Consider the following 24,572-nt stretch of genomic DNA (forward strand, 5'->3'; position numbering starts at 1 on the left):
CCCCGTCCCCGCCTAAACTTGGGGGCCCCGGTGGTGGGTTGCCCCCCCCCACCCACCCCCCCACCACTCACAGGAAGAAGGGTGCCCGAAGCGTGGCCCAGCAACAGTTTGACGTAGTAGACGGGCGCGAACCACGGTGCGGCGCGTGATGGTCCCAACGACCGATCGAGTGCCACTCCGCCGACCGTCAGGGCGGCCCCGAGCATGCGGCGCTGGTGAGAGCGACGACGGATCAGGTACGTGGCCGCCATGAGGTACCCGTAGTGGGCGCCGGCCCACGCGGCAGGGTGAACTCGGTGAGGTTGCTCGTCGCGGTCCATCCACGCGAACACGGCCGGGTGAATGTGCAGGGCGGCGAAAGTCATGTGGTCGGCGTCGCTTTGGCCGGGCCGCTCGTACCAGCGGATGCACGCTTGGGTGTTGTTCACCCACGCGCCGCCCCACAGATCGGTTGCGAGCAGTCGGAGTATCCATCGTTCACCGGAGGTGAGCGGTTCGCTGGTGTTCGCCAGTACGGGTGCCGCGGTCGCGCCGAGTGCGGCCAGAGTGAGGGTGACCGTGTTGTCGAGTGCCCTCGCGTCCGGGCCGACGAAGTTGTTCCACGACGTGCGGACGCGCGTACGCAATGTGCCGCTCATCGCTTCGCCTTTGGAGCGTTGCTGTCGAGGTGGAGCCCCACCAGAGGCAGTGGGGTGCCCTGGTCCTCGATCGGCATACCGAGGGTCTCTTCGAGTATCGGTTTGAACTTTTCCCAGGCGCGTGGGTAGCGGGTCGCATACGAGTGGAGCGCGACGTCTGCTTCGTCCTGGGTGAGCATGCGAGCCTCCGCGTCCACCGCCCTACGGCCGCCGACGAATACGCGTGCGTGCCGATTGGCCTGCAGGTTCCGGAACCATTGCGACCGCGCGCCCAGGCCGGAGACGACGATGTAGGTATCGGGTTCCGGATGACCGAATACTTCGAGGACGACCTGGCGGGTGGCACCGGATTTCCGTCCGACGTGTTCGAGCATCAGGAACCGTGACCCCAACACGAACCCCAACCGTGCCCGATACAGCCAGATCGGCGCTCGCATCAGCCGTCGCGTCCGGAGCACACGGACGGCTCCCTTGGTGAGGATGCTTCGAAAGTCGGTCATGATCGTCCTCCGTTCAATCCGTTTCGGTGTATTGCCAGCACCTCGCTGCCCCAGCGCTGCATTCCTCCGGCCGACAACGGGTCGACCCCGAGAACTTCGTGCAGACGGTCGCGGAGAATCAGGACCGCGAGATCGGCGACGAGTAGATATGCGGCGCGTACGTCCGGATCGTTGCCGGGCACTGCCGTACCGGCGTCCGTCATCCGGTCGAGTGCTTTTCGGCTCACCTCGTGCAGCCGTACGAACAGCGGCGACCCCACTGGGCCACCCGTCAGGAGGATCCGACCGAGGTAGGCGGGAATCGGTGAATCGGTGGGTAGGTGCGTGGACACCGCCTCGGCCAAGCCGCTGAGCTCTGCGTCGGTCGGCTTCGCTTGATCCGCCGCTACCTGGTCTGTCGCCACCTCGTCCAGCATGGCCTCGAAGATTCTCGCAACGTGCTCGTCGACGGCGGTGCGCAATCCGTCCTTGGATCCGTAATGACGCAGTATCAGGGCAGGGGACACGTTTGCGGCCGCTGCGATGTCGCGCACGGTCGCGGCGTCGGCCCCGCGTTCGGCGAAGAGGCGGATCGCTTCGTCGCGAATCCTTGCCCGCGACGTCCGATCGTCGACCATGTGTGAACGCATGTTCATAATAGTAAACACGTGTTCACCGTCGTGCAAGCCTTCATGCGCCTTCTCGTGCCGTTGACTGTCCGCCCGGGCGGGAGCGGCTAGGCTGAGCACCGATGACGGGAATGTGGTTTCTACTCGCGCTGATAGCACTCGTCGGCGCATGCGCGCTGCTCTATTTCGATAGGTCGCGGCGCGATCAAACAGGTCGCGTGCGGCAGATCTGGGCGAAAGCCCAGGGGTACAAGTACACGGAGACAGAGCCGCAGCTGCCAGGTCGATACCATCGTGCCGTCATGGCGAAGCAGGAATACCTCGACGCCATCGACGTGGTGCGCGGTGAACGGCGCGGCGAATCGTTCGTGCTGTTCGACCTCGAGGACACGGCGACGATCGTCGCGGTGAAACGTGAAGTGGGGTCCGACGTCGACATCGACCTGCGCCTCAAATCCACACCACCGCCGAAGGACTCCGATCTCGAACTACTCGGCGCCATGGGTCCTCGGGTGGTGTTCTCCACCGACCTCGAGATAGCCCGACGGGTGTGCGATCAACGTATGGTCGCGTTCACGGAAGCCGTTCCTCCACATGTCAACATGCTGTGGAGTGAGGGCGCCTGGACGCTCGGCTCCATGCCGATCGGCAGTTCCGGACGTGAGTGGGATTCGGCAATCGAAACCGTTGCTCGCTTGTCCGGCATCCTGCACGTGCTGCCGCCCGTCAGCGGGCGAGGCGATTTCGATTCGACCCACCACGACCCGAGTCGTCCCCACCCGCGTGACGACGGTCGCCCCGTCCGTGGCCGACCGGCGGTTGCCCAGCAGGTAGGTGGCCGCCGACCCACCGGCCGGCCGGCCGTGAGGCCCGGTGACAACCGTGGCTGAGGAGGCCGCCGACCGCCGGCCCATCGCAGTCGTCACGGGACCGACCTCCGGATTGGGCGCGGGATTCGCCAAGCGGTTCGCCTCACTGGGCTACGACCTCGTGCTGGTGGCTCGCGACGGTGCCCGGATGCAGGAACTCGCCCAGGATGTGAAGGGACGGTTCGACACGGCTTCGGAGATTCTCGTCGCCGATCTCGCCACAGCGGACGGCCGTGACGAAGTTGCCCGCCGTCTCGCCGACGGCGTGGATGTGCTCGTCAACAATGCGGGCTTCGGTACCAGCGGCGAATTCTGGACGGCCGAACCGGAACTGCTGCAAGCGCAGCTCGACGTCAACGTCACCGCAGTCATGCAACTCACGAGGGCAGCTCTGCCGTCCATGGTGGCCGCTGCCAACGGCACCATCATCAACGTCGCCAGTGTCGCAGGACTACTTGCCGGCCGCGGCTCGACGTATTCGGCGAGCAAGGCCTACGTCATTTCGTTCACCCAGGGGCTGTCGGGGGGCCTCACCGGCACCGGTGTGCGCGTCCAAGCGCTCTGCCCCGGATTCATCCGCACCGAATTTCACCAGCGTGCGGGTATCGAGATGAGTTCCATTCCCAGCCCGATGTGGCTGGACGTCGAGCAGGTGGTGTCGGCTTCTCTCGCCGACCTGCGGGCAGACAAGATCATCTGCATCCCCGGCGCCCAGTACAAGGTGCTCACCACTCTGGGGCGGCTCGTTCCGCAGAGCCTGGTGAGGCGACTGACCAACGTGGTCGGCCGGGGCCGGGGTCGAACGTAGCGGTCGGTAGGCTCATTACTCATGAGCGATCGCGAGAAACTGGCCGGACTGGTACGTGAACTGGCGGTCGTGCACGGCCGAGTGACCTTGTCGTCGGGTAAGGAAGCCGACTACTACGTGGATTTGCGGCGAGCAACGTTGCACCACGAGGCCGGCCCACTGATCGGCACCCAGCTCCGCGAACTGGTGTCCGACTGGGAGTTCGACGCCGTCGGCGGCCTCACCATGGGTGCAGACCCGGTTGCCCTCGCCGTCATGCACGCCGCGGGACGACCGATCGACTCGTTCGTGGTCCGCAAGACGGCCAAGGCGCACGGCATGCAGCGTCAGATCGAAGGCCCCGACGTCACCGGTAAGCGGGTGCTGGTCGTCGAAGACACCACGACCACCGGGAATTCACCGCTGACCGCGGTGCGGGCACTCCGTGACGCGGGCGCGACCGTGGTCGGCGTGGCCACCGTCGTGGACCGTGCCACCGGTGCCGACGAGGTCATCGCCGCAGAGGGTATCCAATACCGCTCCCTGCTCGGCCTCGCAGACCTCGGTCTCGACTGACAGGTTCTCTTCGACGCTCAGTGCACTGGCGATTCGAATCCCGGTCCATCGTCTTGACCACCGAAAATGGCGATGTCGAGGAGACCTGGCAGGGCTTCTTCCGTAGCGATGTTGGGAAGGAAGAGCTGCCACATTTCGACCACTCGCTCCATGAGATCTTTGCGTCCAGTCATTGCCTGGGAAACGAGTTGCATGCCCGTGAACGTGCTCGCGAGGATTCGGCCCAGACCTGCGGTATCGATCGTCGGTCGAAGTTCGCCGATCTGAATTCCTCGCTGGGCGAGCTCGGCAACGGCGTCTGCCCAGTCGACGACAGGTTTCGTTTCCGGGCTTTCGGCGACACCGATTTCCAGTGACAATCGCATGCCAGCTCGAGAGATCGGTTCGGTCATCAATTGCTCTGCCCTGTAGCGGCTGATCCGGATCATTACCTCCGCAGGAGTGCGTGATTCTGCGATCGCCCGACCAGTAGCCTCCGCCGCCATCCGGTGCGTTTCCGCGATGATGGCCCTGGCCAACGCCTCTTTCGACTCGAAGTGGAAATACAGAGCGCCTTTCGTGACATTCGCATGGGCGAGGATGCCGCTCAGGCTCGCTCCACCGAACCCGAGCTGGTCGAAGCTCCGAGCGGCACCTTCCATCACCTGTCTCCGGGTGATCTCAGCTCGTGCCTGCAGCGCCATATCGCCCTCGCAATCTTCGTCATAGTTGCGGCGTCGCGAGCAAGTCAACCAGACTTCGCGCGGGTACGTTCGACCCACACCGTCCGAGTTCAGGAGAATTGAATGCGTAAGTCGCGTTGGGGTATCGAACATGCCGTGTTCGCGGGGGCGACAGTGGCCACCGTGGCAGGTGCCGTACTGGGGAACGAACGCCTCCAGCAGGTGGCCAAGCCACTCATTGCGCCTGCGTTGGGAGTTCGCGTCCTGCGCCGACGGGCAGACTTGGAACCGGTGGACACGGCACTGCTGCTCGGCGGGCTTGCTGCGGCAACGGTCGGCGACGTCTTCATGATCGACCCGGACGACGACAGGCGCCTGACCAGTGGAGCCACGTCGTTCGGCGTGATGCAGGCGGGGTACTCCACGCTGCTCGCTCGTCACGGTGCGCGACCGACCCGGACTGCGTTGATCCCACGGCTGGCCAGTTGGGCCGGTGCGACGGCGCTCCTGCGTTCTCGTGCTCCCGAGGTCTCAACTACCTTGACCGCGTACGGTCTGGTGCTGGGAACCACCTCCACTCTGTCCGCCGACCCCTCGCTCGCACCCGGGGCATCGGTGGTCGGCGGCATGGTCGTCCCGTCCGCGGACCGCCGAAGCTGGCTCGGTCTGGGCGGACTGTTGTTCACCAGTTCCGACGGTCTCATCGTCATCCGGAAGCTGTTCTTGCGGGGGAAGACGGAGCGCGCGGCGTCCGAAGGTGTCGTACTCGGCACGTATGCAGCAGCACAACTCCTCCTGGTCGAGGGGATGCTTGCGCTGCTCCGCAGGAAGTAGAGCGTCACGGGCACAGCATGATGCGATCACGGTTTCGGGGGTCCACCCGGACGCTGACGGTTTCCCCGACGACGAAACGGTCGACGTCTTCTCGCGCAACCTCGTAGATCACGGTTCCGGAGTAGCTTGTGGACCCCGGAACCGTGAGGCTCAGATCGAGTTCGGTGAGTTCGCCGTTGTCCACGGTGTGCCCCAGCGGCCGCAGGTGTTCGATGCGTGCCCACCCTTCGAGTCCGTGTCGTTGCAGTGTGCGATCGGACCGTGACGGACCGTCGGCGAGCATCATGCCGATCCCGAGTGCCGAGCCGTACGCGGCAATGATCCCGATCACCTGATACGGGATCGTGCCGGGTGGGGTGTGGTCGATCAACCAGCCCAGCCAGAGGGCGAGGGCGAGGACGTACCCGGCCGTGATGAAGCAAACGGCCGCAACGATGCGCTGGTGATTCATCGTGTCCTCCACTCCCAGGCTACTGCGTTCGGGGGCGGTCGTTAGAGTGCAGAGTCGGCAGTCCGAGACGAGTGGTTGGAGGTGGATCGGGTGGCTTGGCGTCGAATATCGCTGACAGGCGCGAGTGTGGCGTCGGCGCTGCTGTTGGCCGGGTGCGCAGGTGCATCCGAGGCCGGTGAATCGGTGGACAGCGCCGCAACCAACTCGGCCACGTCCAGCTCGGCCACGTCCAGCTCGGCCACGTCCACCCCTGTCTCGTCCCCCTCTGGGGCCGCCGAGACCACCACCGAGGCGACGACTTTGCCGCCGACCACGACGACGACACCCCCGCTGGTGCCGCCGCCGACCGAAGCTGTCGCAGCCCCGACCACCACGCTCACCGAGGTGGAGTTCGAGCGCAACGAGTCGTACTATTTCGTCTCGCCGGACGGCGAATTCCAATGCGGAATCATCAAACTCCCGAACCGCACCGAGGCGGGATGTCAGGGCGCCACCGCCCCGATCCCCCCGAAACCGGATGCGTGTGTCGTCAACTGGGGGCACGGTATTCGTGTCGAAAACGAGGGTGAAGGGGCATTCATGTGCTCGGGCGGGATCGTCTACACCTCCGGCGAGGCAGGCAAAGACCCCGTTCTGCCTGCCGGCTCGCAGCTGAACAAGCTCGGATACACCTGCAGCACCACCGCAGAGGACGTCACGTGCGTCAACGACGAAACCACCCACGGGTTCACCATCGCCCCTCATTCGAATGCGACGTTCTGACATCGTGAGCGACACCGCCGACACCGGTAACCCAGAAGAGGCCGGGACAGCCGGAGAGCCGGGTCCCACCGAGTGGGGTGAGCACCCGAACGGAGTCGGGCCGTGGGAGTCCGAATACGGCACCCCCGCCCCATCCGATCCCCGGTACGACCCGGAACTGCTCGCGAACGGTGACCGCCGGAACGTCGTCGATGCGTACCGGTACTGGACTCGTGACGCGATCGTCGCCGACATCGATACCCGTCGGCACCCACTGCACATCGCGATCGAGAACTTCGGCCACGACTCGAACATCGGCACCGTGGTCCGGACGGCCAACGCATTTGCAGCGGCCGCGGTGCACATCGTCGGTCGCAGGCGATGGAACCGACGTGGTGCGATGGTCACCGACCGCTACCAGCACGTCGTCCATCACGCCGACGTGGACGAACTGGTCGCGTTCGCACGAGTGCGCGGACTCACGATCGTGGCCGTGGACAACACCCCCGGCTCGGTGCCACTCGAAACTGCCCGGCTGCCGCGTGAGTGTCTGCTGTTGTTCGGGCAGGAAGGACCCGGCGTCACCGACCGTGCACGGGAAGTCGCGTCGATGACGGTGTCCATAGCGCAATTCGGCTCCACACGCAGTATCAACGCCGGAGTTGCTGCGGGGATCGCCATGCATGCGTGGATCCGCGAGCACGGTGACCTCGCTACTGCCTGGTAGCCATTCGGCCCCGGTCTGGGCAGAATGAACCTTTATGCACCAGGACTGGTCGGCCCGGGCAGCGGCCGCCGAAAGGGCTGTGATCGCACGTCATCTGCGCAGGCTGTGGGCACTGCCGGGGACTGCGCTCGGCGTTGTGGCGTGGCCTCCTGTGCTGCGGGAACAGGTGTTCTGCACCTGGCATTACTGGTGGCAAGCCCACCTGATCGATTGCGCGGTCGATGCATTCGAACGTGATCCGGCAGGTGACCATCGTCGCCCCTCACGGATCGTGCGCGGTCACCGCATTCGCAACATCACCGGGTGGACCAACGACTACTACGACGACATGGCCTGGCTGGGTCTCGCATTGGAACGTGCCCAGCGGGGACAGGTCGTCGACGTATCGGCCGTTGTGCGGACCCTCGAATCGGAAGTGTTCGACGCATGGGCACCTGAACTCGGTGGTGGGATTCCGTGGCGCAAGGGATCGGACTTCTACAACGCTCCTGCAAACGGACCGGCCGGGATCCTGTTGGCGCGCACCGGTCGAGTAGGGCGAGCTCAGGACATGGCCGACTGGATCGACACGACGCTGCGTGACCCCGAAACCGACCTGATCTTCGACGGCATTCACACCGGAGGCAGACTCGAACGGGTCGTCTATTCGTACTGCCAGGGCGTGACGTTGGGGCTCGAGACCGAACTCGCCGTACGCACCGGTCATCCGCGCCATCGGGAGCGGGTGTATCGCCTCGTCGAAGCCGTGTACAACCGGCTCACCCGTACCGGTGTGATCGAGGGCGGTGGTCGCGGGGACGGCGGCCTGTTCAACGGAATCCTGGCGCGCTACCTGGCATTCACCGCGTCGATGTTGCCACCGGAGAATTCGGACGACATCACAACGCGGGAGCAGGCGGCGCACATCGTGCTCGCATCCGCGGAATCGGCGTGGAAGAACCGTCTGGAGGTCGAGGGAATGCCCGTGTTCGGTTACGACTGGCGCAAGAACGCAGAACTGCCGGTTAGGGCCTCGAACATCCCCGAACAGGGCCTGTCCGTGCAGTTGGGCGGGTGGATGCTGCTCGAAGCAGCCCACCGGGTGTCCGCCGTCGACCCCTACTCCTGACCTTCCCCACCCTGCCCGACGGATGTCACACACGTTCAGCTGAGGCGAACCGCTGTGACATCGGTCGGGGGAGAATTAGGGCGGTGGCTGACCTCGACGACCGGCACAGTGGCGGTATGACCGACCTCAGTGCAGAAACCGTCACCGTTCACCCATTCACGATCAACGTCGCCGACGCCCATCTCGACGATCTTCGCCGGCGTCTGCGTGAGGCTCGTTGGCCCGACGAATTGCCGGGAGTGGGTTGGGAGTTCGGTGTCGCCTCCGATCATCTGCGCGGTCTCGCCGACTACTGGCGCGACGGATTCGACTGGAGAGCGCAGGAAGCGCGCCTGAACGCCGTCCCGCAGTTCACTACCGAGATCGACGGGCAGAACATTCATTTCGTTCATGTTCGGTCGCAGAGCCCCGAAGCCACGCCGTTGCTGTTGGTCCACGGCTGGCCGAGTACCTTCGCCGATCTCGTTGGGCTGGTGGGGCCGCTCACCGAGCCGGACGGCGGTGGGCAAGCGTTCGACGTCGTGATTCCGTCGTTGCCGGGGTTCGGGTTCTCCGGCCCCACCCGCGAGCGTGGGTGGGGGATCAGTCGTATGGCTGCGGCGTTCGCCGAGCTGATGCAACGACTCGGTTACGACAGATACGTGGTCCAGGGCGGTGACGCAGGGTCGATGATCGCACCCGAGATGGCGCGCGTGGCCACCGAGCATGTCGTCGGCGTGCACGTCAATGCGCTCGTAGCTCCCATCGACTGGACGCGCGAAGACGCGATGGCCGGGCTGACCGACGACGAAATGGGACGAGTGCAGGGTGACGCAGCCGCGTGGGAGGAGCGCTCCGGGTATGCCGTCGTGCAATCGACGAGACCGCAGACCTTGGCCTACGCGCTGACCGATTCACCACTGGGATTGCTTGCCTGGCAGCTCGAGTGGTTCGTCGATTACGACCCGACGCGTACCGAACAGGCACCAGTGGATCGCGATGCAATCCTCACGGACATCACGATCACCTGGCTCACTCGCACCGCCGGTTCGTCGGCGCGTATCTACAAGGAGGGCGGCGACGCCTTCTACGGCGGTTCGCGGATCGAGACGCCGACTGCGGTGGCCTCGTTTCCCGGCGACTCTGCGATGCGGACAGTGGCGGAGCGTTCCCTCAATGTCGTGCGATGGACGGAGTTCGACCGAGGTGGACATTTTGCGTCTCTGCAGGCGCCAGATCTATTGGCAGGCGACATTCGGGCCTTCTGTGCCGCTCTGGTACACCCCGCCGAGTAGCCCACCCGGCTCCAACTTCGACGAATATCGCACGCGTTCTACCCAGGCGAACCGGTGTGGCATTGGTGGGGAGGCCGATGAGCTTGTAATGAAAACGGTTATCATTATGGAATGAGTGTTGGAAACCGCCTTCCCGTCACCGTGCTGTCCGGATTCCTCGGGGCCGGCAAGACAACCCTGCTCAACCACGTACTCGCGAACCGTGAGGGTCGCCGGGTTGCCGTGATCGTCAACGACATGAGCGAGGTGAACATTGATGCCGCGCTGGTCGAAGGCCAGGGACACCTCGACCGCACCGAGGAGAAACTGGTCGAACTGACCAACGGCTGTATTTGCTGCACGCTCCGCGAGGACCTCGTCGAGTCCGTCGCACGACTGGCCAGGGAAGGCCGGTTCGATCAACTCGTCATCGAATCGACCGGGATCTCCGAGCCCATGCCGGTGGCCGCCACATTCGACTGGGAGTTCGAGGACGGGTTCAGCCTTGGCAGCGTCGCAGCCCTGGACACGATGGTGACGGTGGTGGACGCCTCCACGTTCTTGGGTGAACTCGCAAAGGGTGACCGACTGCACGATCGTCGACTGGAAGCGGGAGAAGGAGACGAGCGGAGCATCTCGGACTTGCTGGTGGAACAGGTGGAATTCGCGGACGTCATCCTCGTGAACAAGGTTGATCTTGTGAGCGAGAAAGGGGCTGGAACCGTTGAAGCGACCATTCGTCGTCTCAACCCGCACGCCGTGATTCGCCGTACGACAAAGGGAATTGTCGGCCTCGATCAGGTGCTGGCAACTGGCCTCTACGACCCCGAAGTGGCCGCACAGTCCCCTGGCTGGGCGGAGGAGATCGCCGGTGGCCACATCCCGGAGACCGAGGAGTACGGCATCCGCAGCGTTACCTACCGGGCGTCGCGTCCGTTCCATCCTGCAAGGCTGGAAGCTGCGCTGGGGCAATTCGCAGGTCTGTTGCGCAGCAAGGGGTTTTGCTGGGTGGCAAGCCGTCCAAGTATCGCCGCTGTCTGGTCGCAAGCCGGACCCAACCTGGTGATCGAACCGGCGCAGTTCTGGGAGTCGACCGACGAGACGCCGGGACAGGAGATTGTGTTCATCGGTGTGAAGCTCGACGCGGACGCGCCGAACAGAATTCTCGACCCAGCGCTGCTGACAGAGGTGGAGATGCAGGCCGGACCCGAGACGTGGATGCACTTCGACGATCCGCTCCCCGCGTGGGAGGCCATTCATCAGCACTGAGTCTCGTCTCGGCCGATGTCACACGCGTTCTACCCAGGCGAACTGGTGTGACATTCGTCGGGGAGGGGACGTGAACTGTTGCGCTAGATGCGTTTCCCGTCCCAGGTCGACACCGCCCAGATCACGACCAGATCGAGGGCGATCACCAGGATCCCCCAGAGTGGGTAGTAGGGCAGCCAGACGAAATTGACGACGATGGAAAATCCTGCGAGCACCACCGCAGTGACGCGCGCCCACGTCGCACCCGTCATCAGGGCAAATGCCGTGAGGACCACGAGGATGCCCACGATCAGGTGTACCCAGCCCCAGGTGGTGACATCGAATGCGTACGTGTAGTCGAGTCCGGTCACGAAGATCTCGTCCGAAGCGATTGCAGCGATTCCCTGCAGAACAGCAAGGATGCCTGCCACCGCCAACAGGATGGCCGCGACCACCGTCGTCAACCCGGCAAAACCTTGACCTGCGGGCTCAGTGTCGGACGTGACCTCCTGGCCTCGGTCGGGTGTTGTAGTCATCGAAGTGTTCCTTCCGTGGCGTTGTCCGGACGGTCCGGTGTGACGATTGCGAAGTTCGGGTCCCCGCCGTCCAAGACGGCGGCAAGGCGGCCGAGGACCGATGCGTCGCCGTCGACGGTGATACCGGCGTCGGCAAGGTCGTCGGGTGACGCATTGCCCATTGCGAGGTGCGGTATCGCGGATCTGGGCGTGAAGACAGTGACGTCGGGGGTCGCAGTACGAAGGTGTGGCCCGTGGGTGAGCACGCCGTTGGACAGACCGAGTCGGTAGCGCGCGCCCGTGTCCGTGAGGGAGATCTCGATCGTCAGGTTCTCGTTCCAGGCCTTCGGTCCGTTCACCTGGACGGCCATGGCGTCGAAGAGCATCTCCGGTGTGAGCTGGGCGACGACGTCCGGTGCGGAGGCTGTGGTCGGGGTGCCGAACTGGCCCCTGCGCAGTTCCGTCGTACCGGACAGGTACCAATTGCGCCAGGTCCCGTTCTCGGCCCCGTAGCCGAGTTGCTCGTAGGTGTCGGCGAGGAGCTCCCTGGCTCCCAGGTGCGTCGGATCTGCGAACACCACGTGGTTGACTACCTGCGCGACCCAGCGGAAATCACCGGCTTCGAACGATTTCCGCGCGTTGGCGACAACGGTGTCGGCGCCGCCCATGAACTCGACATAGCGTTTCGACTGCTCGACGGGCGTGTGCTGCCACAGGCTGGCCGGATTGCCATCGAACCAGCCGAGATAGCGCTGGTAGACCGCCTTGACGTTATGGCTCACCGAGCCGTAGTACCCCCGAGCGCTCCACGCGTTCTCCAGCGCAGGAGGAAGCGTGAGCTGCTCGGCGATCTCGGGGCCGGTGAGGCCCTGGTTCATCATCCGCAGAGTTTGATCGTGAACGTACGCATACAGATCCCGCTGCGTGGACAGGAATGCGACGATACGGTCGTTACCCCAGGTGGGCCAATGATGCGATGCGAACGCCACCTCCACCTCGCCACCGAACAATGCGATCGTCTCCGACAGGTACTTCGCCCATCCGTGTGGATCGCGGACCACCGCACCACGCAGCGTCACCAGATTGTGGAAGGTGTGGGTTGCATCCTCGGCGGCGCACAACGCCTTGAAATCAGGGAAGTAGATCAGCATTTCGGACGGTGCCTCGGTATCCGGCGCCATCTGGAAGACCATGTGAACACCGTCCACGGTGGTATCGTCGCCGGTTGTCGTGACGATGTCCGTAGGTGCGATGAGGGTGACCGTTCCGGTCGACACCGTCTGCCCCAAGCCCGCGCCTACCTGGCCTGTGGGGCCTCGGTCCAGTGCGGCGCCGTACATGTAGCTCGCCCGGCGACCCATCGCTGTTCCCGCGTAGACATTCTCCGACACCGCATGTTCCAAGAATCCTTCGGGAGCGAAAATCTTCACGTTCCCGGCATCGACCTCCGCTTGCGTCACGAACCCCTTGACTCCACCGAAATGGTCGACGTGGGAGTGGGTGTAGATCACCGCCTTCACCGGACGATCACCTCGGTGAGCGCGATAGAGATCCAGTGCAGCGCGGCCCGTTTCTGCGGAGAGCAGGGTGTCGACCACGACCACGCCCTCGTCGCCTTCCACGAACGTGGTGTTGGACAGGTCGAGGCCACGGACCTGATAGATACCGGGAACCACCTCGAACAGGCCGTCGATCGCCGCGAGCGTGGACTGTCGCCACAGACTCGGGTTGACGGTGTCGGGCGCGTCGCCGCCGAGAAAACCGTAGGCGGCGTTGTCCCACAGCACCCGCCCGTCCTCGGCGGTCACAGCGGTGGGGTTGCGACGGGAGATCAGGCCGCGAGTGGCGTCGGCGAAGTCCTGGTCGTCGTCGAAGGGGAGTGATTCGCGCAGTGCCCGCTGCTGTTCGACGACGGTCGACGAGGCCGGTTTCGGGTTCGTTGCCATATGTGCACGTCTCCCGTGCGTTGTGGGGGTTGCAACCTTGCGGCACGAACTGGTGGAGTGTTCAGAATTCGACACTCCGTTCGTGAGCGCGACGATCGTCAGGTGCCGCCCGTCGACCGGTACGCCGGAACTCTCTACTTCGAGAGTAGGGGAGATTGGGGTCCAGCGGACCGAAAACGCCTGGTTGACCCAGATCCGACGATCTGCCGGGATCAGTCGTGGACGTCCTCGACTTCGACTTCCTCGGATGGCCGCGCCATTTCCTGGCGGTAGTGCCAGATGCCGACGGTCGTGCCGATGACGAGCAGCACCACCATTGCGCCGACGACGGCAGGCATCAGCCAGGGCACGCGTTGCAGAAACGAGCCGGCGTAGAAGCCGAGGAGCAGCAGCACGGGAGCCCAGGCAACGGCCCCTATGGTGCTGGCAACGGTGTATTTGGTGTGGTTCATTCGTGCGGCACCGGCGACCATGGGGCACAGCGTCCGCACCCAGGGAATCCACCGTGCGACGAGGACCGCCCAGAAGCCGTGCTTCTCGAGTAGAAGGTTGACGCGGTGCAAGTTCTCGAAATTGAGGTATCGCCCGTTCTTGCGGGCCACGATCTTGTGACCGGTGCGGTGACCGATGACGTATCCGACCTGGTTTCCGCAGATGGCGGCCACCATTGCGCCCAGCGACAGGGCCCACACGTGGGTAGCCCCAGCCGAGTGACCGGCGAGCACGATCCCCGCCGTGATCAGCATGGAATCGCCGGGCAGGAACAGTCCGAGAATAACGGCGCATTCGAGAAAGACGAATGCGACGACAACGATCCACACGAGCGCCGGACCCGCTGTCTCCAACGCCCCGAAAGTGCCCGCTGCGACGTTCACGTACTGCCTGCCTGGGGTGACCCGTTCGGGGTCAGGATGCGGTGTCGGTGGGTGCGGCGACCGGCTCGGTGTCCACGGAGTTCTGAGCCGCGGAGTTCTGAGCTGCGGACTTCTCGGAAGCGGGGTCGTCGGCCTTCCGTGAGCCGAGGATGCGCTTGCCGACCTCGACGATGATCGGCAGCACGGACACGAACACGATCAGCAGGAAGATGACGTCGACGTTGTCGCGGATGAACTGGATCTGACCCAGCAGGTAGCCCAGCAGGGTGACGCCCGAACCCCACAGGACGCCGCCTACCACGTTGTACGTGAGGAACAGCGAGTACTTCATCTTGGACGCACCGGCCACCACCGGCGCAAATGTGCGGACGATCGGCACGAAGCGCGCGAGAACGATGGTGATCGGGCCGTGCTTCTCGAAGAACGCGTGGGATTCGTCGATGTACTTCTTCTTGAAGAAGCGCGCGTCGTCGCTCTTGAAGAGGGCCGTTCCCCCCTTCGTTCCGATGAAGAATCCGACCTGGTCGCCGAGGATCGCAGCGATGGGAATGAGGACCAGCAGCACGCCGATCGGGGCGAACGGCTCGATATCCGTCGACTTGGATGCCGCGATGAGCCCGGCGGTGAACAGTAGTGAATCGCCGGGGAGCAGCGGGAACAGCAAACCGGACTCGATGAACACCACCAACAGGAGCCCCACCAGCATCCAGGTGCCGAACGAGTTGAGGAGGTTCACCGGATCGAGGAAACCGGGAAGCAAAGCCAAGTTGGTCACGGATTCCGACGCTGCCTGCACAATCACGGGGACAAGCGTACCGGCGATTCGGCCGTTTGCCGGAACAAGGCAGGTCACAAGGGGGTCATGACCTCGAGGGGTCCCGCGACGTACGTCTCATCTCTTGCCATACTGCTGGGACTGCAATACTGCTACGACCACATCGCGCCCCGTTCCCCCGACGGAGTGCGCTCAGCCGAATCGTTTATGGAGGACTGCCGCCGTGCCAATCGCGACTCCCGAGGTCTATGCCGAGATGCTTGGTCGGGCCAAGGAGCACTCCTTTGCCTTCCCCGCCATCAACTGCACCTCGTCCGAAACCATCAACGCAGCCATCAAGGGCTTCGCCGATGCCGGCAGTGACGGCATCATTCAGTTCTCGACGGGCGGCGCCGAGTTCGGTTCCGGTCTCGGTGTCAAGGACATGGTGACGGGTGCCGTCGCACTCGCCGAGTTCGCGCATGTCATCGCCGCCAAGTACGACGTGACGATCGCGCTGCACACCGACCACTGCCCCAAGGACAAGCTGGACGGGTTCGTGCGTCCGCTGCTGCAGATCTCGAAAGAGCGTGTCGACGCCGGCCGCAACCCGCTGTTCCAGTCGCACATGTGGGACGGCTCCGCAGTGCCGATCGACGAGAACCTGACGATCGCGAAGGAACTGCTCGCCCTGTCGAAGGCCGCGAACATCATCCTCGAGGTCGAGATCGGCGTCGTCGGCGGTGAAGAGGATGGCGTCGAGGCCGAGATCAACGACAAGCTGTACACCTCCAGCGAGGATTTCGAGAAGACCATCGAGGCCCTGGGCGCCGGCGAGAACGGCAAGTACCTGCTCGCCGCCACGTTCGGCAACGTTCACGGCGTCTACAAGCCGGGCAATGTGAAGCTGCGTCCCGAGGTGCTCGATCAGGGGCAGAAGGTTGCCGCAGCCAAGCTCGGTCTCGCCGACGGCTCGCAACCGTTCGACTTCGTGTTCCACGGCGGATCGGGCTCGCTCAAGTCGGAGATCGAGGATTCCCTGGCCTTCGGTGTCGTGAAGATGAACGTCGACACCGACACCCAGTACGCCTTCACCCGCCCCATCGCCGGACACTTCTTCTCGAACTACGACGGCGTGCTGAAGATCGACGGTGAGGTCGGAAACAAGAAAGTCTACGACCCGCGCAGCTACCTCAAGAAGGCAGAGGCCGGCATGACCGAACGTGTCGTCGAGGCCTGCAACGACCTGAAGTCCGCGGGACGCTCCGTTTCCGCCTGACGGTCGACCACACGCAAACGAATTCCCCTTCCGAATCTCGGAGGGGGACTTCGTTTGCGTTTACTGGGGTGGGTTGCAGACCTTCCAGGTTCCGTCGACCTGTTCCAGATTGAACGTTCGCCACGATTGCGCACCCGGACCAGCCTCTGTCTGCGTGCTCACCTGGGCGATCGCCGTGTTGTCGGTGAACTGGACCGCATCGACCCCGCCGACCTCCGGAAGGGTCTGTTGCTCTGCGGCAACGCGGTGCACGTTTGCGAACTCTTCGGGGGAAATCGAGTTGTAGTACTCGGAGAGCCCTCCGCACGTCGTCGATCGCAGCGTGGCGAGGTCGCCGTCCTGCAGCGCGGACATGAAGGTGTCGATGGCGTCCTGAACCTTCGCCTCCGGCGAGTTCTCGGCCTGGTGCTTCAGAAACAGGACGACCCCGGCAATCACAATCGCGAGGAGCACCAGCACACCGGCTCCGATTGCCGCGAACAGCCACGACCGGCCCGTTTTCTCACGTGCGCCGTTCGTATCACCCTTGGGTGCGGCTGCTGACGCGGCCTGCCCACTGGCCTGCGACGGCGTCTGCTGGGGTGGGGCGACCCGTTGCGGCTGTGCGCGGTGAGTCTGCTGCTGGGGCGGACGGTTGGGTGCGGCCGGCGGGGGGCTCGACTGCCCCATGGTGGTCGGATGTGGTGCTGTCGGGCCCTGAGCTGTCGGACTTTCGGTAGGCGGACGTTGAGTACCGCCGGCAGGGCGTGGTGCCGGCGGTTGTGGTTTCTGCGGCTGCGGCGTCTTCGTGACAGGAATCGCTTCCGTCTTTGCCTCGGAAGCCGGGGGCTTCGGTGTTGCCGCGGAAGCCGGGGGCTTCGGGGTATCGGCGGCAGCCTTCCTCGTTTCCGTCTCCGAGGAGTTCTTCTGCTTCGGGATCGCGGTGGTCTTGGCTTCCGGGTCGACACTCTTCTTCTGTACGGGAATCGCCTGTGTCTTCGCTTCCGAAGCGGAGACGGGAGTGGCGACGTCCTTGTCTGTCGCGTTCTTGCCTGTCGCGTTCTTGTCTGTCGCGTTCTTGCCTGTGGTGCCCTGGTCGTCGGTGCCCTTGTCCGAGACGGGCTTGCTTTCTACGGGTTTCTGCGCCTTCGTCGGTTCCGCGTTCGTCGGCGCTGCCTTGGCGGACTCCGCAGTGCTGTGTGCAGCCTTGTCCGCTCGCGGCTTCTTCACTTCGGCAGGCTGGGACACCGTGTCGAGCTTGGTGGTTGCTGCATCGTCAGGCTTTGCGGTGGTGTCGGGCTTCGCCGAGGTGTCGGGCTTAGCCGAGGTGTCCGGCTTCACCGTGTCATCGGAGCCTTTGCCGTTATCGGCTTTTGTGCCGTTGTCAGCCTTGCCAGGCTTTTCGTCGTCGTTGCGGTTCTGCACGCAATGCCCCTCGGTCTGCAGAGAAGTCGTTTCCCGGTCAGCCTATCGACACGACGGCACACCGGAGCGCACGACGGGGTCGTGGCGGGGCACAATGAACGCATGACGTCTTTCGGTGATCTTCTCGGACCGCAGCCCACTCTTCTTCCCGGGGACGAGGAGGCAGAGTCCGATCTGCTGAACCACAAGGCTCCTGCCGAAGTGGCGGCGGAGCACCCGACCGCGTCCATCGCCTGGGCCTACCTGGCCGAGGCTGCCTTCGACGGCGGCGAGACCATCGCCGCTTATGCGTACGCACGCACTGGGTACCACCGTGGACTCGACCAGCTGCGCCGCAACGGTTGGAAGGGCTTCGGTCCCGTGCCCTACAGCCACGAGCCGAACCGTGGTTTCCTGCGCTGCGTCGCCGTCCTGGCGAAGGCGGCAAAGACGATCGACGAAGGCGACGAATACGCGCGTTGCCTCGACCTGCTCGAGGACAGTGATCCGCGAGCTGCACAAGAGCTTGGCCTCGGCTAAGCGTTTCCAGGCTCCTCGGGTCTTCTCGCGAGAGAAGGCCGAAGTGTCGCTGCGGCGACTGCGAGTTTCGGCGTTGCCGATCGTGCAGTGTGCGCTCGGCGCCGGCCTCGCGTGGTGGGTGGCCACTGCTCTGGTGGGTCATACCGCTCCGTTCTTTGCTCCGATCGCAGCAGTCGTGTCGCTGGGGTTGGGGCTCGGCGCGCGGTTTCGGCGGGCCGTGGAACTGGTTGCGGGTGTGGTCATCGGCGTCGGAATCGGTGACCTTTTGATAGCGGTGATCGGCCGCGGGGTGTGGCAGATCTCGCTGGTGGTGATTCTCGCGATGTCGGCGGCGGTGCTGCTGAACAGTGGCCCGATCTTCGCAAGTCAGGCGGGCAACTCTGCTGTGCTCGTCGCGACTCTCCTCCCACCGGGCGGTGACGGCGGTGTCGGCCGGATGGTGGACGCTCTCGTCGGGGGCCTCGTGGGCATCGTCATCGTTGCAATGGTGCCGACGCATCCGGTCGGCCGCGCACGCAAGTATGCGGGTCAGGTGCTCGGCACGGCGGCCGAGGTGCTGCGCCTGGTGGCGGACGGTCTCGTCGAGAACGATCAGAAGCCAATCGTGGCCGCTCTGAAGATGGCGCGTGACACACAGGGCGCCATCGATGCCATGCGCACGCACCTGCTCGGTGGTAGGGAGATCACCCGGATCTCACCCCTGTACTGGAGCACCCGTCCGCGGTTGGACCAGCTGGAAGCGGCTGCCGACCCGATCGACAACGCCGTGCGCAACATTCGTGTCCTGGCGCGCCGCTCGTTGACCTCGGTGCGTGACGACGAGATCCTGGACCCACGTCTGGTGGATCAGGTCGAGAAGCTCTCTCGGGCCGTGGAGGTGCTTCGGCGGATGGTGATGGCCGATCCGGGACGGCAACCCGATCAGGCAGAAGCGGCCCGAGTGTTGCGGTCGGTGGCATCTGGAATGAAGCCGTCGCTCGTCGAGAATGCGGGGGTGTCGACCACCGTGGTGTTCGCGCAGATTCGATCGCTGATCGTCGACTTGATGCAGGTTGCGGGTGTTCGAAGGATCTCGGCGATCGCCACCTTGCCGCCGACAGTGGAGCATCCGGCGTATCCGCCGGATTCGTGAGCTCCGCCGAAGCCGTTTGAAACATATGCGAATGTATGCATATGATCGACGAATCTTCGGGAGGGAGTAGCGCAGGCATGGGTTCCGGACACGGTCATTCACACGGCGTTCCATCGGCCGGCACGGGCGGCGTCGGCCCCTCGGCTGGACGAATCCGCCGTATGGTGATCGCCCTCGCCATCCTCGTCATCTTCCTGATCGTCGAGGCGAGCGTCGGTCTCATCGTGAACTCCCTGGCGCTGCTCGCGGATGCCGGGCACATGCTCACCGACGTCGTCGGCATGTCGATGGGCTTGCTCGCCCTCGTATTGGCGAGGAAAGGCAGTACGACCGCTGCGCGTACCTTCGGCTGGCACCGCGCGGAAGTGCTGACCGCCATGGCCAACGCCGTGCTGCTCATCGGCGTTGCCGTGTGGGTCTTCTACGAGGCGGTCCACCGAATCGGCGACGCACCGGACGTTCCCGGTGTCGCCCTGATCGTCACGGCAGCACTCGGACTGGCCGCCAACATCGTGGTCATGCTCATGCTGCGCGCCGACGCGAAAGGCAGCCTGGCGGTACGCGGTGCTTACCTCGAGGTGTTCGCGGACGCAGTCGGCAGCGTGGGCGTGCTCATCGCGGGCGGGCTCGTGCTGGCCTTCGGCTGGAGCTATGCGGACATCGTCGTCGCCGTGTTGATCTCGCTCTGGGTGGTGCCGCGGGCGATGAAACTCGCGGCGGCGTCGCTGCGGATCCTCACCCAGGCCTCACCTGTGGACGTCGACGTGACCGCTGTGGAAGCCGACCTCGGGGCGCTGCCGGGTGTGACCGGCGTCCACGACCTGCACGTCTGGACCCTCACCACCGGCATGGACGTGGCCACCGTTCACCTGACCACCGACGGTGACGGCGAGCCGGTTCTGCGTTCGGCCAAGACTCTGTTGGAATCGCATGGCCTCTCCCACGCCACCGTGCAGATCGAATCGACCGCCGCCGGCCGGCACTGCGAGAAGGACGTCACTTGGTGAATCGGGTGATGCTCGGCCCCGGCCGCCAGAAGTCGACGTACAGATGTTCTCCGTCCACGGTCGTCAATGCGACTTCCTCGATGTCGAGTTCGAACACGTCGGCCTCGGTGATCTCGTCCGGATAGTGAGCGACGATTCGGTCCTTCTCGGCACCGACGATCTCGTGCGCCTTGCCGCCGATTTTTGCGTCGCCGCCTTCCATCGAATGATGGCCGGGATTGCTGTGCAGTGAGAAGCGCGGGTCTCGCCGCAGATCCTGCGCCTTGCGGGCATTCACCATCGAGCCGAGAAGCAACGAATCCTCGTAGAACTCGACCTCCGTTCCGCTGACCCGCGGTGAACCGTCCTTGCGGAGGGTGGCGATCACGTGATGTTTGTTGGCCCGCAAGCGTGCTTCCACGGCACGAGCGAGGGTGGGGGCTTCCGAGGCGAACTGCGTCCAGTTGGTCATGTACTCAGTCTGCGACGCCATCACTGACATCTACTGTCAGTGATTCGTGCCTAGACTTCTTTCATGCGCTCGAGCCGCCTCGTGGAGATCATGCTGCGACTCGAGGGTGCGCGCGGCCTCACTGCTCAGGAGTTGGCAGACGAACTCGACGTGTCGGTGCGGACCGTGTACCGAGACGTTGCCGCCCTGTCCGCCGCCGGGGTGCCCCTCTGGACCGCGAGTGGCCCCGGCGGCGGAATACGGCTGCTCGACGGATGGCAGTCGAAACTCAGCGGACTCACCGGAGCGGAGACTTCCGCGTTGATGCTGTCGGGGGTGCCGGGGATTGCACATGATCTCGGTTTCGGTGACGTGGCAACGACAGCCCGATCGAAACTGCTCGGCGCCCTGCCGCTTGCGTTGCGGGCAGGCGCCCAGACCTGGCGCGATCGTCTGCACGTCGACGCTCCTGGATGGTTCTACACACCCCAGGACACAGGCAGTCTGGGGGCGGTTGCCGCCGCCGTCCTCGACGGGCAGCGACTGCGGATCATCTACGGCAGGCGCGGCCGCACGATCACGCGCACCCTCGATCCGTTGGGTCTGGTTGCAAAGGCCGGGGTCTGGTATCTGGTGGCCGGACACCGCGGACGGATCCTGTCCTACCGTGTCTCTCGCATCGAGACGGCCACCGTGTCGGAAACTGCCGCGACCCGGCCGGACGGTTTCGACCTGGCCGAGTGGTGGGCGGCATCGGTCGCCGAGTTCGATCGCTCGCTGCTGCGTTTCCCCTGCCGAGTGCGCCTGTCGGAGACCGGCCGCCGTCGATTGCCCGCGACCGTCGGAATAGAAGCCGCACGCGTCGACGCCGGACCACCAGATGAGCACGGATGGGTCGTGGTCGCCTTGCAGCTCGAGTCGGAAGACGTCGCGTTGCACCAACTGACTGCCCTCGGTGCGGAGGTGGAGGTCCTCGAGCCTCGATCGCTTAGAGCCTCGCTTCGGAAGGTGGGCGAGGCCCTCGCACAACGCAACGCGCCCTGACTGTGCACGGGTGAAACAGATTGCCGTGGTCGGGGGCGCTCTATACCATCGCCGCATGGCCAATCCGTACCCGCGCGTGTACTTCGGTGACCGTTTCGTCGACGCAGAAGAAGCGACTCTCGGCGTTGCGACGTCGGCATTGCTGTACGGCTTGAGTGTCTACACCGTCTTCCCGGTGCACGTCGACGGGACGAAGCGGACCGCCTTCCGGTTGCGCGACCACTTCGACCGCCTGCTCGAATCGTGCAAGATCATCGGTATCGATCAGTTCGCTCCCGACTGGGACTACGACAAGTTCGTGGCCGTGGCCAAGCGACTCGTCACCGAGAACGATCCGTCCTCGGACGTGTTCGTGCGCGCCACCGTGCACGTGGATGCATCCATTCCGGGCACCCGCGTGCGCGGCTGCAGCGTGAAGGTCAGCATGTTCGTCTACGACGCCGTGCCGATCGTGCCGCAGGACGGTATGCGGTTGAAGACGAGTGTGTGGCGCCGGATCCCGGACAATGCCATCCCCTCGCGGGCGAAGGTGAACGGTGCATACGTGAACTCCGTGCTCGCCAAGCAGGACGCGATCGACAGCGGTTACGACGATTGCATCTTCCTCGACGTCAACGGTCACGTGTGTGAGCTGAGCGCTGCCAACGTCTTCCTCGTCCGGGGAGACACCCTGATCACCCCGGATGTGTCGTTCGACATCCTCGACGGCATCAACCGTCGGACGTTGCTGACTCTCGCGGAGGAAGACGGCATTCGCGTCGTGGAACGGGCAGTCGACCTCACGGAGTTGTATATCGCGGACGAAGTGTTCGTGACCGGAACGTCTGCAGGCGTGGCCCCCGTGACCGAGGTCGACGGGCGTCTCGTTTCCGGGGGTGCACATGGTCCGATCAGTACGGCGCTTCGCAAAAGGCACACCGCCGCATTGCGGAACGACGACGTGCACGGCTGGGTGACCCCGCTGGCCTGAAGTCGAGCTGTCCTGAAACGATCGGTCACAGCCAAAAACGCATCAGCTGGTTGCCGTATTGGGCGAAGACGCGCGGAACTCCCGATAGTTCGAACAGCCAGTAGATCGCGTCGAAGAAGACCACGTTGATCTCCGGGACGAACAGCAACGCCACGAGGATGAGAAGGCCGTACGGCTTGACCTGTGCGATCTGACGCTGGGTGCTCGGTGCGAGAAACGGCTCGAGCGCGCCGTAACCGTCCAGCCCCGGGACCGGTAGCAGATTGAGGACGGCGGCCATCACCTGCAGGAAAGCCAGGAAGCACAGCCCGGTCCAGAACACGACGTGCTCGCTGCCGAACGCGTACATACGAATCACGATCAACAACGCGATCGCGCAAGCGACGTTCACCGCGGGCCCGGCCAACGATATTCGTGCCTGTACTCGCGGCGAGAACAACCCGGTGCGCAGATAGACGGCCCCGCCGGGCAGTCCGATGCCACCGAGCGCGATGAACAGCACCGGCAGCCCGATCGACAGCAGCGGATGGCTGTACTTCAGCGGATTCAACGTGAGGTAACCACGGATCTCGACGTCCGTGTCGCCGTGCCGCCATGCCGTGTAGGCGTGGGCGAACTCGTGCAGGCACAACGTAAGTACCCAGCCGGCGACCACCAGAGAGATGACACCGACGTGCGCGAGAACCGAGTCGATCTCCGACTGCCAGGTGATCACGCCGCCCGCAATCGCCGCCGCGACCACGACGAGAAACACCGGGCTGGGGCGCACGGCGCGCCCACCGGTCGCACCGGGTCGGGGGGAGGTCACCGAACCAGTAACCACTCTTGGTCGTGCCGGTAGAACGTCGACCGCTTGACCGGGTTGGGACTCCGAACGCCGTCGCGGGTGACGACCCCTGCCGGGGTGCCCAGCTGGACGGCCCGGCCTTCACGCCACCTCCGAGGCAACCAGCGCCATTTCGGTTCCACCGATGCGCGTACCCCGGGCAGGCGATGGCTGGGAACGATCGTCATCAGCCGGGTACTGTTGGCGAACAGTCGCGTGTCGTCGGCATACGCCTCGCCGACGAGCAGTTCACCGTCGGGGCCTTCGATCGTTGCGGCCCCCACCAGGGCGATCCCGGAGTCGTCCCGTATGAGGGGCATCGTCCTTGGCCGACCATTCAGGGCAATGTTCGCAGCTTTGGCTCCCGTTGCGAGCTTGTAGGCGTCGGTGGCTGCAGAACGATGCTCGTTCACGTACGCCAACTCGATGTGGAGACGGTCGGTGCGCATCAGTCGCGTCAGTGTCGCAGCGAACGCGGCGTCGTCACCGACCACGATGATCCGTGGGTCGGGTACCACCTGCAGTTTCGAGAAGACCTCGTCGAAGTCGTCCTTCTCGGGCAATGTGGGCACGTTGATCGCAGTGATCGAGCGCAAGGGCAGCGGCGACGGTACGTCGCCGCAGATCATCACTATGGGGGTCAATCGCCACTCCTCACCCGATTCGTCCACCACGATTTGCCCGCGACCATTCTTCGCCGAATCATCTTAATGGTCGCAGTCTCGAGGCTCGGCAGCCCAACCTCCGACCACCGGTGAGCGGACTGTCGGGTTTGTTCCGTACCCGCTCGGCTAGACTGTTCCTCCGGCTACTGCCCACACGCGGCAGAACCACACAGTCGGACACGGCTGTACGTCGACCGTAGGAGA

General features: G+C 64.5%; 28 protein-coding genes. 15 read left to right on the top strand and 13 right to left on the bottom strand.

Going from position 1 to position 24,572, the window contains the following annotated elements; translation table 11 throughout:
- The 3 genes from ACZI8Q_RS14480 to ACZI8Q_RS14490 form a co-directional block, all read right to left on the bottom strand.
- Positions 1-638 (bottom strand): hypothetical protein (locus ACZI8Q_RS14480; protein ID WP_463374248.1); only part of this gene is annotated, 638 nt, incomplete at its 3' end.
- Positions 635-1,138, bottom strand: coding sequence for a nitroreductase family deazaflavin-dependent oxidoreductase (locus ACZI8Q_RS14485; RefSeq protein ID WP_463374249.1), 504 nt, complete (start codon positions 1,136-1,138; stop codon positions 635-637). The genes ACZI8Q_RS14480 and ACZI8Q_RS14485, both read right to left, overlap by 4 nt.
- The gene (locus ACZI8Q_RS14490) at positions 1,135-1,767 is read right to left on the bottom strand and encodes a TetR/AcrR family transcriptional regulator (RefSeq protein WP_463374250.1); all 633 of its coding nucleotides are present in this window, start codon (positions 1,765-1,767) and stop codon (positions 1,135-1,137) included. The genes ACZI8Q_RS14485 and ACZI8Q_RS14490 overlap by 4 nt, the downstream gene beginning before the upstream one ends.
- Before the next feature lie 110 nt (positions 1,768-1,877).
- Here ACZI8Q_RS14490 and ACZI8Q_RS14495 point away from each other — a divergent pair, with 110 nt between their 5' ends.
- Genes ACZI8Q_RS14495 through pyrE form a run of 3 tightly spaced genes read left to right on the top strand, consistent with a single transcriptional unit; the run spans position 1,878 to position 3,978 of the window.
- Positions 1,878-2,636: a hypothetical protein gene (locus tag ACZI8Q_RS14495; RefSeq protein WP_463374291.1), complete on the top strand. Its 759-nt coding sequence runs from the start codon at positions 1,878-1,880 to the stop codon at positions 2,634-2,636.
- Complete coding sequence (locus tag ACZI8Q_RS14500; RefSeq protein WP_463374292.1) at positions 2,629-3,423, top strand: SDR family NAD(P)-dependent oxidoreductase; 795 nt, start codon at positions 2,629-2,631, stop codon at positions 3,421-3,423. The genes ACZI8Q_RS14495 and ACZI8Q_RS14500 overlap by 8 nt, the downstream gene beginning before the upstream one ends.
- Positions 3,424-3,444: 21 nt before the next feature.
- The gene (pyrE, locus tag ACZI8Q_RS14505; RefSeq protein WP_463374251.1) at positions 3,445-3,978 is read left to right on the top strand and encodes an orotate phosphoribosyltransferase; all 534 of its coding nucleotides are present in this window, start codon (positions 3,445-3,447) and stop codon (positions 3,976-3,978) included.
- A gap of 17 nt (positions 3,979-3,995) precedes the next feature.
- On the opposite strand, the gene ACZI8Q_RS14510 is transcribed toward pyrE, so the two are convergent.
- Positions 3,996-4,661 carry a ScbR family autoregulator-binding transcription factor gene (locus tag ACZI8Q_RS14510; protein ID WP_463374252.1) on the bottom strand — a complete coding sequence of 222 codons (666 nt, stop codon included), beginning with the start codon at positions 4,659-4,661 and terminating at the stop codon, positions 3,996-3,998.
- A gap of 102 nt (positions 4,662-4,763) precedes the next feature.
- On the opposite strand from ACZI8Q_RS14510, the gene ACZI8Q_RS14515 reads away from it, so the two are divergent.
- Positions 4,764-5,474: a lysoplasmalogenase family protein gene (locus ACZI8Q_RS14515; RefSeq protein ID WP_463374253.1), complete on the top strand. Its 711-nt coding sequence runs from the start codon at positions 4,764-4,766 to the stop codon at positions 5,472-5,474.
- Between the two features lie 4 nt (positions 5,475-5,478).
- On the opposite strand, the gene ACZI8Q_RS14520 is transcribed toward ACZI8Q_RS14515, so the two are convergent.
- On the bottom strand, positions 5,479-5,925 hold the full coding sequence (locus ACZI8Q_RS14520) for a hypothetical protein (RefSeq protein WP_463374254.1): 447 nt from the start codon (positions 5,923-5,925) through the stop codon (positions 5,479-5,481).
- Positions 5,926-6,015: 90 nt separating this feature from the next.
- On the opposite strand from ACZI8Q_RS14520, the gene ACZI8Q_RS14525 reads away from it, so the two are divergent.
- The 5 genes from ACZI8Q_RS14525 to ACZI8Q_RS14545 all read left to right on the top strand — a co-directional run bounded on the left by ACZI8Q_RS14525 (position 6,016) and on the right by ACZI8Q_RS14545 (position 11,023).
- On the top strand, positions 6,016-6,687 hold the full coding sequence (locus ACZI8Q_RS14525) for a hypothetical protein (protein ID WP_463374255.1): 672 nt from the start codon (positions 6,016-6,018) through the stop codon (positions 6,685-6,687).
- A gap of 4 nt (positions 6,688-6,691) precedes the next feature.
- Entirely contained in the window at positions 6,692-7,393 is a 702-nt protein-coding gene (locus ACZI8Q_RS14530) for a TrmH family RNA methyltransferase (RefSeq protein ID WP_463374256.1), read from the top strand.
- Between the two features lie 34 nt (positions 7,394-7,427).
- On the top strand, positions 7,428-8,501 hold the full coding sequence (locus ACZI8Q_RS14535) for a glycoside hydrolase family 76 protein (protein ID WP_463374257.1): 1,074 nt from the start codon (positions 7,428-7,430) through the stop codon (positions 8,499-8,501).
- Between the two features lie 116 nt (positions 8,502-8,617).
- Positions 8,618-9,775 (top strand): epoxide hydrolase family protein, encoded by a 1,158-nt coding sequence (locus tag ACZI8Q_RS14540; protein ID WP_463374258.1) that lies wholly within the window; start codon positions 8,618-8,620, stop codon positions 9,773-9,775.
- A 111-nt stretch (positions 9,776-9,886) separates the two neighbouring features.
- Positions 9,887-11,023: a GTP-binding protein gene (locus ACZI8Q_RS14545; RefSeq protein WP_463374259.1), complete on the top strand. Its 1,137-nt coding sequence runs from the start codon at positions 9,887-9,889 to the stop codon at positions 11,021-11,023.
- A gap of 83 nt (positions 11,024-11,106) precedes the next feature.
- Here the strand turns inward: ACZI8Q_RS14545 and ACZI8Q_RS14550 are convergent, their stop codons facing one another.
- The 4 genes from ACZI8Q_RS14550 to ACZI8Q_RS14565 all read right to left on the bottom strand — a co-directional run bounded on the left by ACZI8Q_RS14550 (position 11,107) and on the right by ACZI8Q_RS14565 (position 15,140).
- The gene (locus ACZI8Q_RS14550; RefSeq protein WP_463374260.1) at positions 11,107-11,538 is read right to left on the bottom strand and encodes a DUF7144 family membrane protein; all 432 of its coding nucleotides are present in this window, start codon (positions 11,536-11,538) and stop codon (positions 11,107-11,109) included.
- On the bottom strand, positions 11,535-13,463 hold the full coding sequence (locus ACZI8Q_RS14555) for an alkyl/aryl-sulfatase (protein ID WP_463374261.1): 1,929 nt from the start codon (positions 13,461-13,463) through the stop codon (positions 11,535-11,537). The genes ACZI8Q_RS14550 and ACZI8Q_RS14555 overlap by 4 nt, the downstream gene beginning before the upstream one ends.
- Before the next feature lie 212 nt (positions 13,464-13,675).
- Complete coding sequence (locus ACZI8Q_RS14560) at positions 13,676-14,338, bottom strand: DedA family protein (protein WP_463374262.1); 663 nt, start codon at positions 14,336-14,338, stop codon at positions 13,676-13,678.
- A gap of 31 nt (positions 14,339-14,369) precedes the next feature.
- On the bottom strand, positions 14,370-15,140 hold the full coding sequence (locus tag ACZI8Q_RS14565) for a VTT domain-containing protein (RefSeq protein WP_463374263.1): 771 nt from the start codon (positions 15,138-15,140) through the stop codon (positions 14,370-14,372).
- A gap of 196 nt (positions 15,141-15,336) precedes the next feature.
- On the opposite strand from ACZI8Q_RS14565, the gene fbaA reads away from it, so the two are divergent.
- The gene (gene fbaA / locus ACZI8Q_RS14570; RefSeq protein WP_463374264.1) at positions 15,337-16,371 is read left to right on the top strand and encodes a class II fructose-bisphosphate aldolase; all 1,035 of its coding nucleotides are present in this window, start codon (positions 15,337-15,339) and stop codon (positions 16,369-16,371) included.
- A gap of 60 nt (positions 16,372-16,431) precedes the next feature.
- Here fbaA and ACZI8Q_RS14575 read toward each other — a convergent pair whose 3' ends face one another.
- Positions 16,432-17,775, bottom strand: a complete 1,344-nt coding sequence (locus tag ACZI8Q_RS14575) for an Rv0361 family membrane protein (protein ID WP_463374265.1) — start codon at positions 17,773-17,775, stop codon at positions 16,432-16,434.
- 102 nt (positions 17,776-17,877) lie between these two features.
- Here ACZI8Q_RS14575 and ACZI8Q_RS14580 point away from each other — a divergent pair, with 102 nt between their 5' ends.
- From ACZI8Q_RS14580 to ACZI8Q_RS14590, 3 genes are all read left to right on the top strand, one after another.
- Positions 17,878-18,294: a DUF3151 domain-containing protein gene (locus tag ACZI8Q_RS14580; protein WP_463374266.1), complete on the top strand. Its 417-nt coding sequence runs from the start codon at positions 17,878-17,880 to the stop codon at positions 18,292-18,294.
- Positions 18,295-18,337: 43 nt separating this feature from the next.
- The gene (locus tag ACZI8Q_RS14585) at positions 18,338-19,426 is read left to right on the top strand and encodes an FUSC family protein (RefSeq protein ID WP_463374267.1); all 1,089 of its coding nucleotides are present in this window, start codon (positions 18,338-18,340) and stop codon (positions 19,424-19,426) included.
- Positions 19,427-19,503: 77 nt separating this feature from the next.
- A complete protein-coding gene (locus ACZI8Q_RS14590; protein ID WP_463374268.1) occupies positions 19,504-20,433 on the top strand; it encodes a cation diffusion facilitator family transporter in 930 nt (309 codons plus the stop codon).
- On the opposite strand, the gene ACZI8Q_RS14595 is transcribed toward ACZI8Q_RS14590, so the two are convergent.
- Complete coding sequence (locus ACZI8Q_RS14595) at positions 20,423-20,884, bottom strand: pyridoxamine 5'-phosphate oxidase family protein (protein WP_463374269.1); 462 nt, start codon at positions 20,882-20,884, stop codon at positions 20,423-20,425. The genes ACZI8Q_RS14590 and ACZI8Q_RS14595 overlap by 11 nt on opposite strands.
- 63 nt (positions 20,885-20,947) lie before the next feature.
- Here ACZI8Q_RS14595 and ACZI8Q_RS14600 point away from each other — a divergent pair, with 63 nt between their 5' ends.
- Positions 20,948-21,907 (top strand): helix-turn-helix transcriptional regulator, encoded by a 960-nt coding sequence (locus ACZI8Q_RS14600; RefSeq protein WP_463374270.1) that lies wholly within the window; start codon positions 20,948-20,950, stop codon positions 21,905-21,907.
- 55 nt (positions 21,908-21,962) lie between these two features.
- Entirely contained in the window at positions 21,963-22,877 is a 915-nt protein-coding gene (locus tag ACZI8Q_RS14605; protein WP_463374271.1) for an aminotransferase class IV, read from the top strand.
- 25 nt (positions 22,878-22,902) lie between these two features.
- Here the strand turns inward: ACZI8Q_RS14605 and ACZI8Q_RS14610 are convergent, their stop codons facing one another.
- Together ACZI8Q_RS14610 and ACZI8Q_RS14615 are read right to left on the bottom strand one after the other, a co-directional pair.
- Positions 22,903-23,685: a site-2 protease family protein gene (locus ACZI8Q_RS14610; RefSeq protein WP_463374272.1), complete on the bottom strand. Its 783-nt coding sequence runs from the start codon at positions 23,683-23,685 to the stop codon at positions 22,903-22,905.
- Entirely contained in the window at positions 23,682-24,332 is a 651-nt protein-coding gene (locus ACZI8Q_RS14615; RefSeq protein ID WP_463374293.1) for a hypothetical protein, read from the bottom strand. The genes ACZI8Q_RS14610 and ACZI8Q_RS14615 overlap by 4 nt, the downstream gene beginning before the upstream one ends.
- Positions 24,333-24,572: the final 240 nt, after the last annotated feature.

It is taken from the genome of Rhodococcus quanlei, from assembly GCF_055231015.1.

Excerpts from the sequence above, each read along its gene's own strand:
- ACZI8Q_RS14485 (WP_463374249.1), bottom strand. The coding sequence starts at position 1,138 with ATGACCGACTTTCGAAGCATCCTCACCAAGGGAGCCGTCCGTGTGCTC.
- ACZI8Q_RS14490 (WP_463374250.1), bottom strand. The coding sequence starts at position 1,767 with ATGCGTTCACACATGGTCGACGATCGGACGTCGCGGGCAAGGATTCGC.
- ACZI8Q_RS14495 (WP_463374291.1), top strand. The coding sequence starts at position 1,878 with ATGTGGTTTCTACTCGCGCTGATAGCACTCGTCGGCGCATGCGCGCTG.
- pyrE (WP_463374251.1), top strand. The coding sequence starts at position 3,445 with ATGAGCGATCGCGAGAAACTGGCCGGACTGGTACGTGAACTGGCGGTC.
- ACZI8Q_RS14510 (WP_463374252.1), bottom strand. The coding sequence starts at position 4,661 with ATGGCGCTGCAGGCACGAGCTGAGATCACCCGGAGACAGGTGATGGAA.
- ACZI8Q_RS14515 (WP_463374253.1), top strand. The coding sequence starts at position 4,764 with ATGCGTAAGTCGCGTTGGGGTATCGAACATGCCGTGTTCGCGGGGGCG.
- ACZI8Q_RS14520 (WP_463374254.1), bottom strand. The coding sequence starts at position 5,925 with ATGAATCACCAGCGCATCGTTGCGGCCGTTTGCTTCATCACGGCCGGG.
- ACZI8Q_RS14535 (WP_463374257.1), top strand. The coding sequence starts at position 7,428 with ATGCACCAGGACTGGTCGGCCCGGGCAGCGGCCGCCGAAAGGGCTGTG.
- ACZI8Q_RS14540 (WP_463374258.1), top strand. The coding sequence starts at position 8,618 with ATGACCGACCTCAGTGCAGAAACCGTCACCGTTCACCCATTCACGATC.
- ACZI8Q_RS14545 (WP_463374259.1), top strand. The coding sequence starts at position 9,887 with ATGAGTGTTGGAAACCGCCTTCCCGTCACCGTGCTGTCCGGATTCCTC.
- ACZI8Q_RS14550 (WP_463374260.1), bottom strand. The coding sequence starts at position 11,538 with ATGACTACAACACCCGACCGAGGCCAGGAGGTCACGTCCGACACTGAG.
- ACZI8Q_RS14555 (WP_463374261.1), bottom strand. The coding sequence starts at position 13,463 with ATGGCAACGAACCCGAAACCGGCCTCGTCGACCGTCGTCGAACAGCAG.
- ACZI8Q_RS14580 (WP_463374266.1), top strand. The coding sequence starts at position 17,878 with ATGACGTCTTTCGGTGATCTTCTCGGACCGCAGCCCACTCTTCTTCCC.
- ACZI8Q_RS14590 (WP_463374268.1), top strand. The coding sequence starts at position 19,504 with ATGGGTTCCGGACACGGTCATTCACACGGCGTTCCATCGGCCGGCACG.
- ACZI8Q_RS14595 (WP_463374269.1), bottom strand. The coding sequence starts at position 20,884 with ATGACCAACTGGACGCAGTTCGCCTCGGAAGCCCCCACCCTCGCTCGT.
- ACZI8Q_RS14600 (WP_463374270.1), top strand. The coding sequence starts at position 20,948 with ATGCGCTCGAGCCGCCTCGTGGAGATCATGCTGCGACTCGAGGGTGCG.
- ACZI8Q_RS14605 (WP_463374271.1), top strand. The coding sequence starts at position 21,963 with ATGGCCAATCCGTACCCGCGCGTGTACTTCGGTGACCGTTTCGTCGAC.
- ACZI8Q_RS14615 (WP_463374293.1), bottom strand. The coding sequence starts at position 24,332 with ATGATCTGCGGCGACGTACCGTCGCCGCTGCCCTTGCGCTCGATCACT.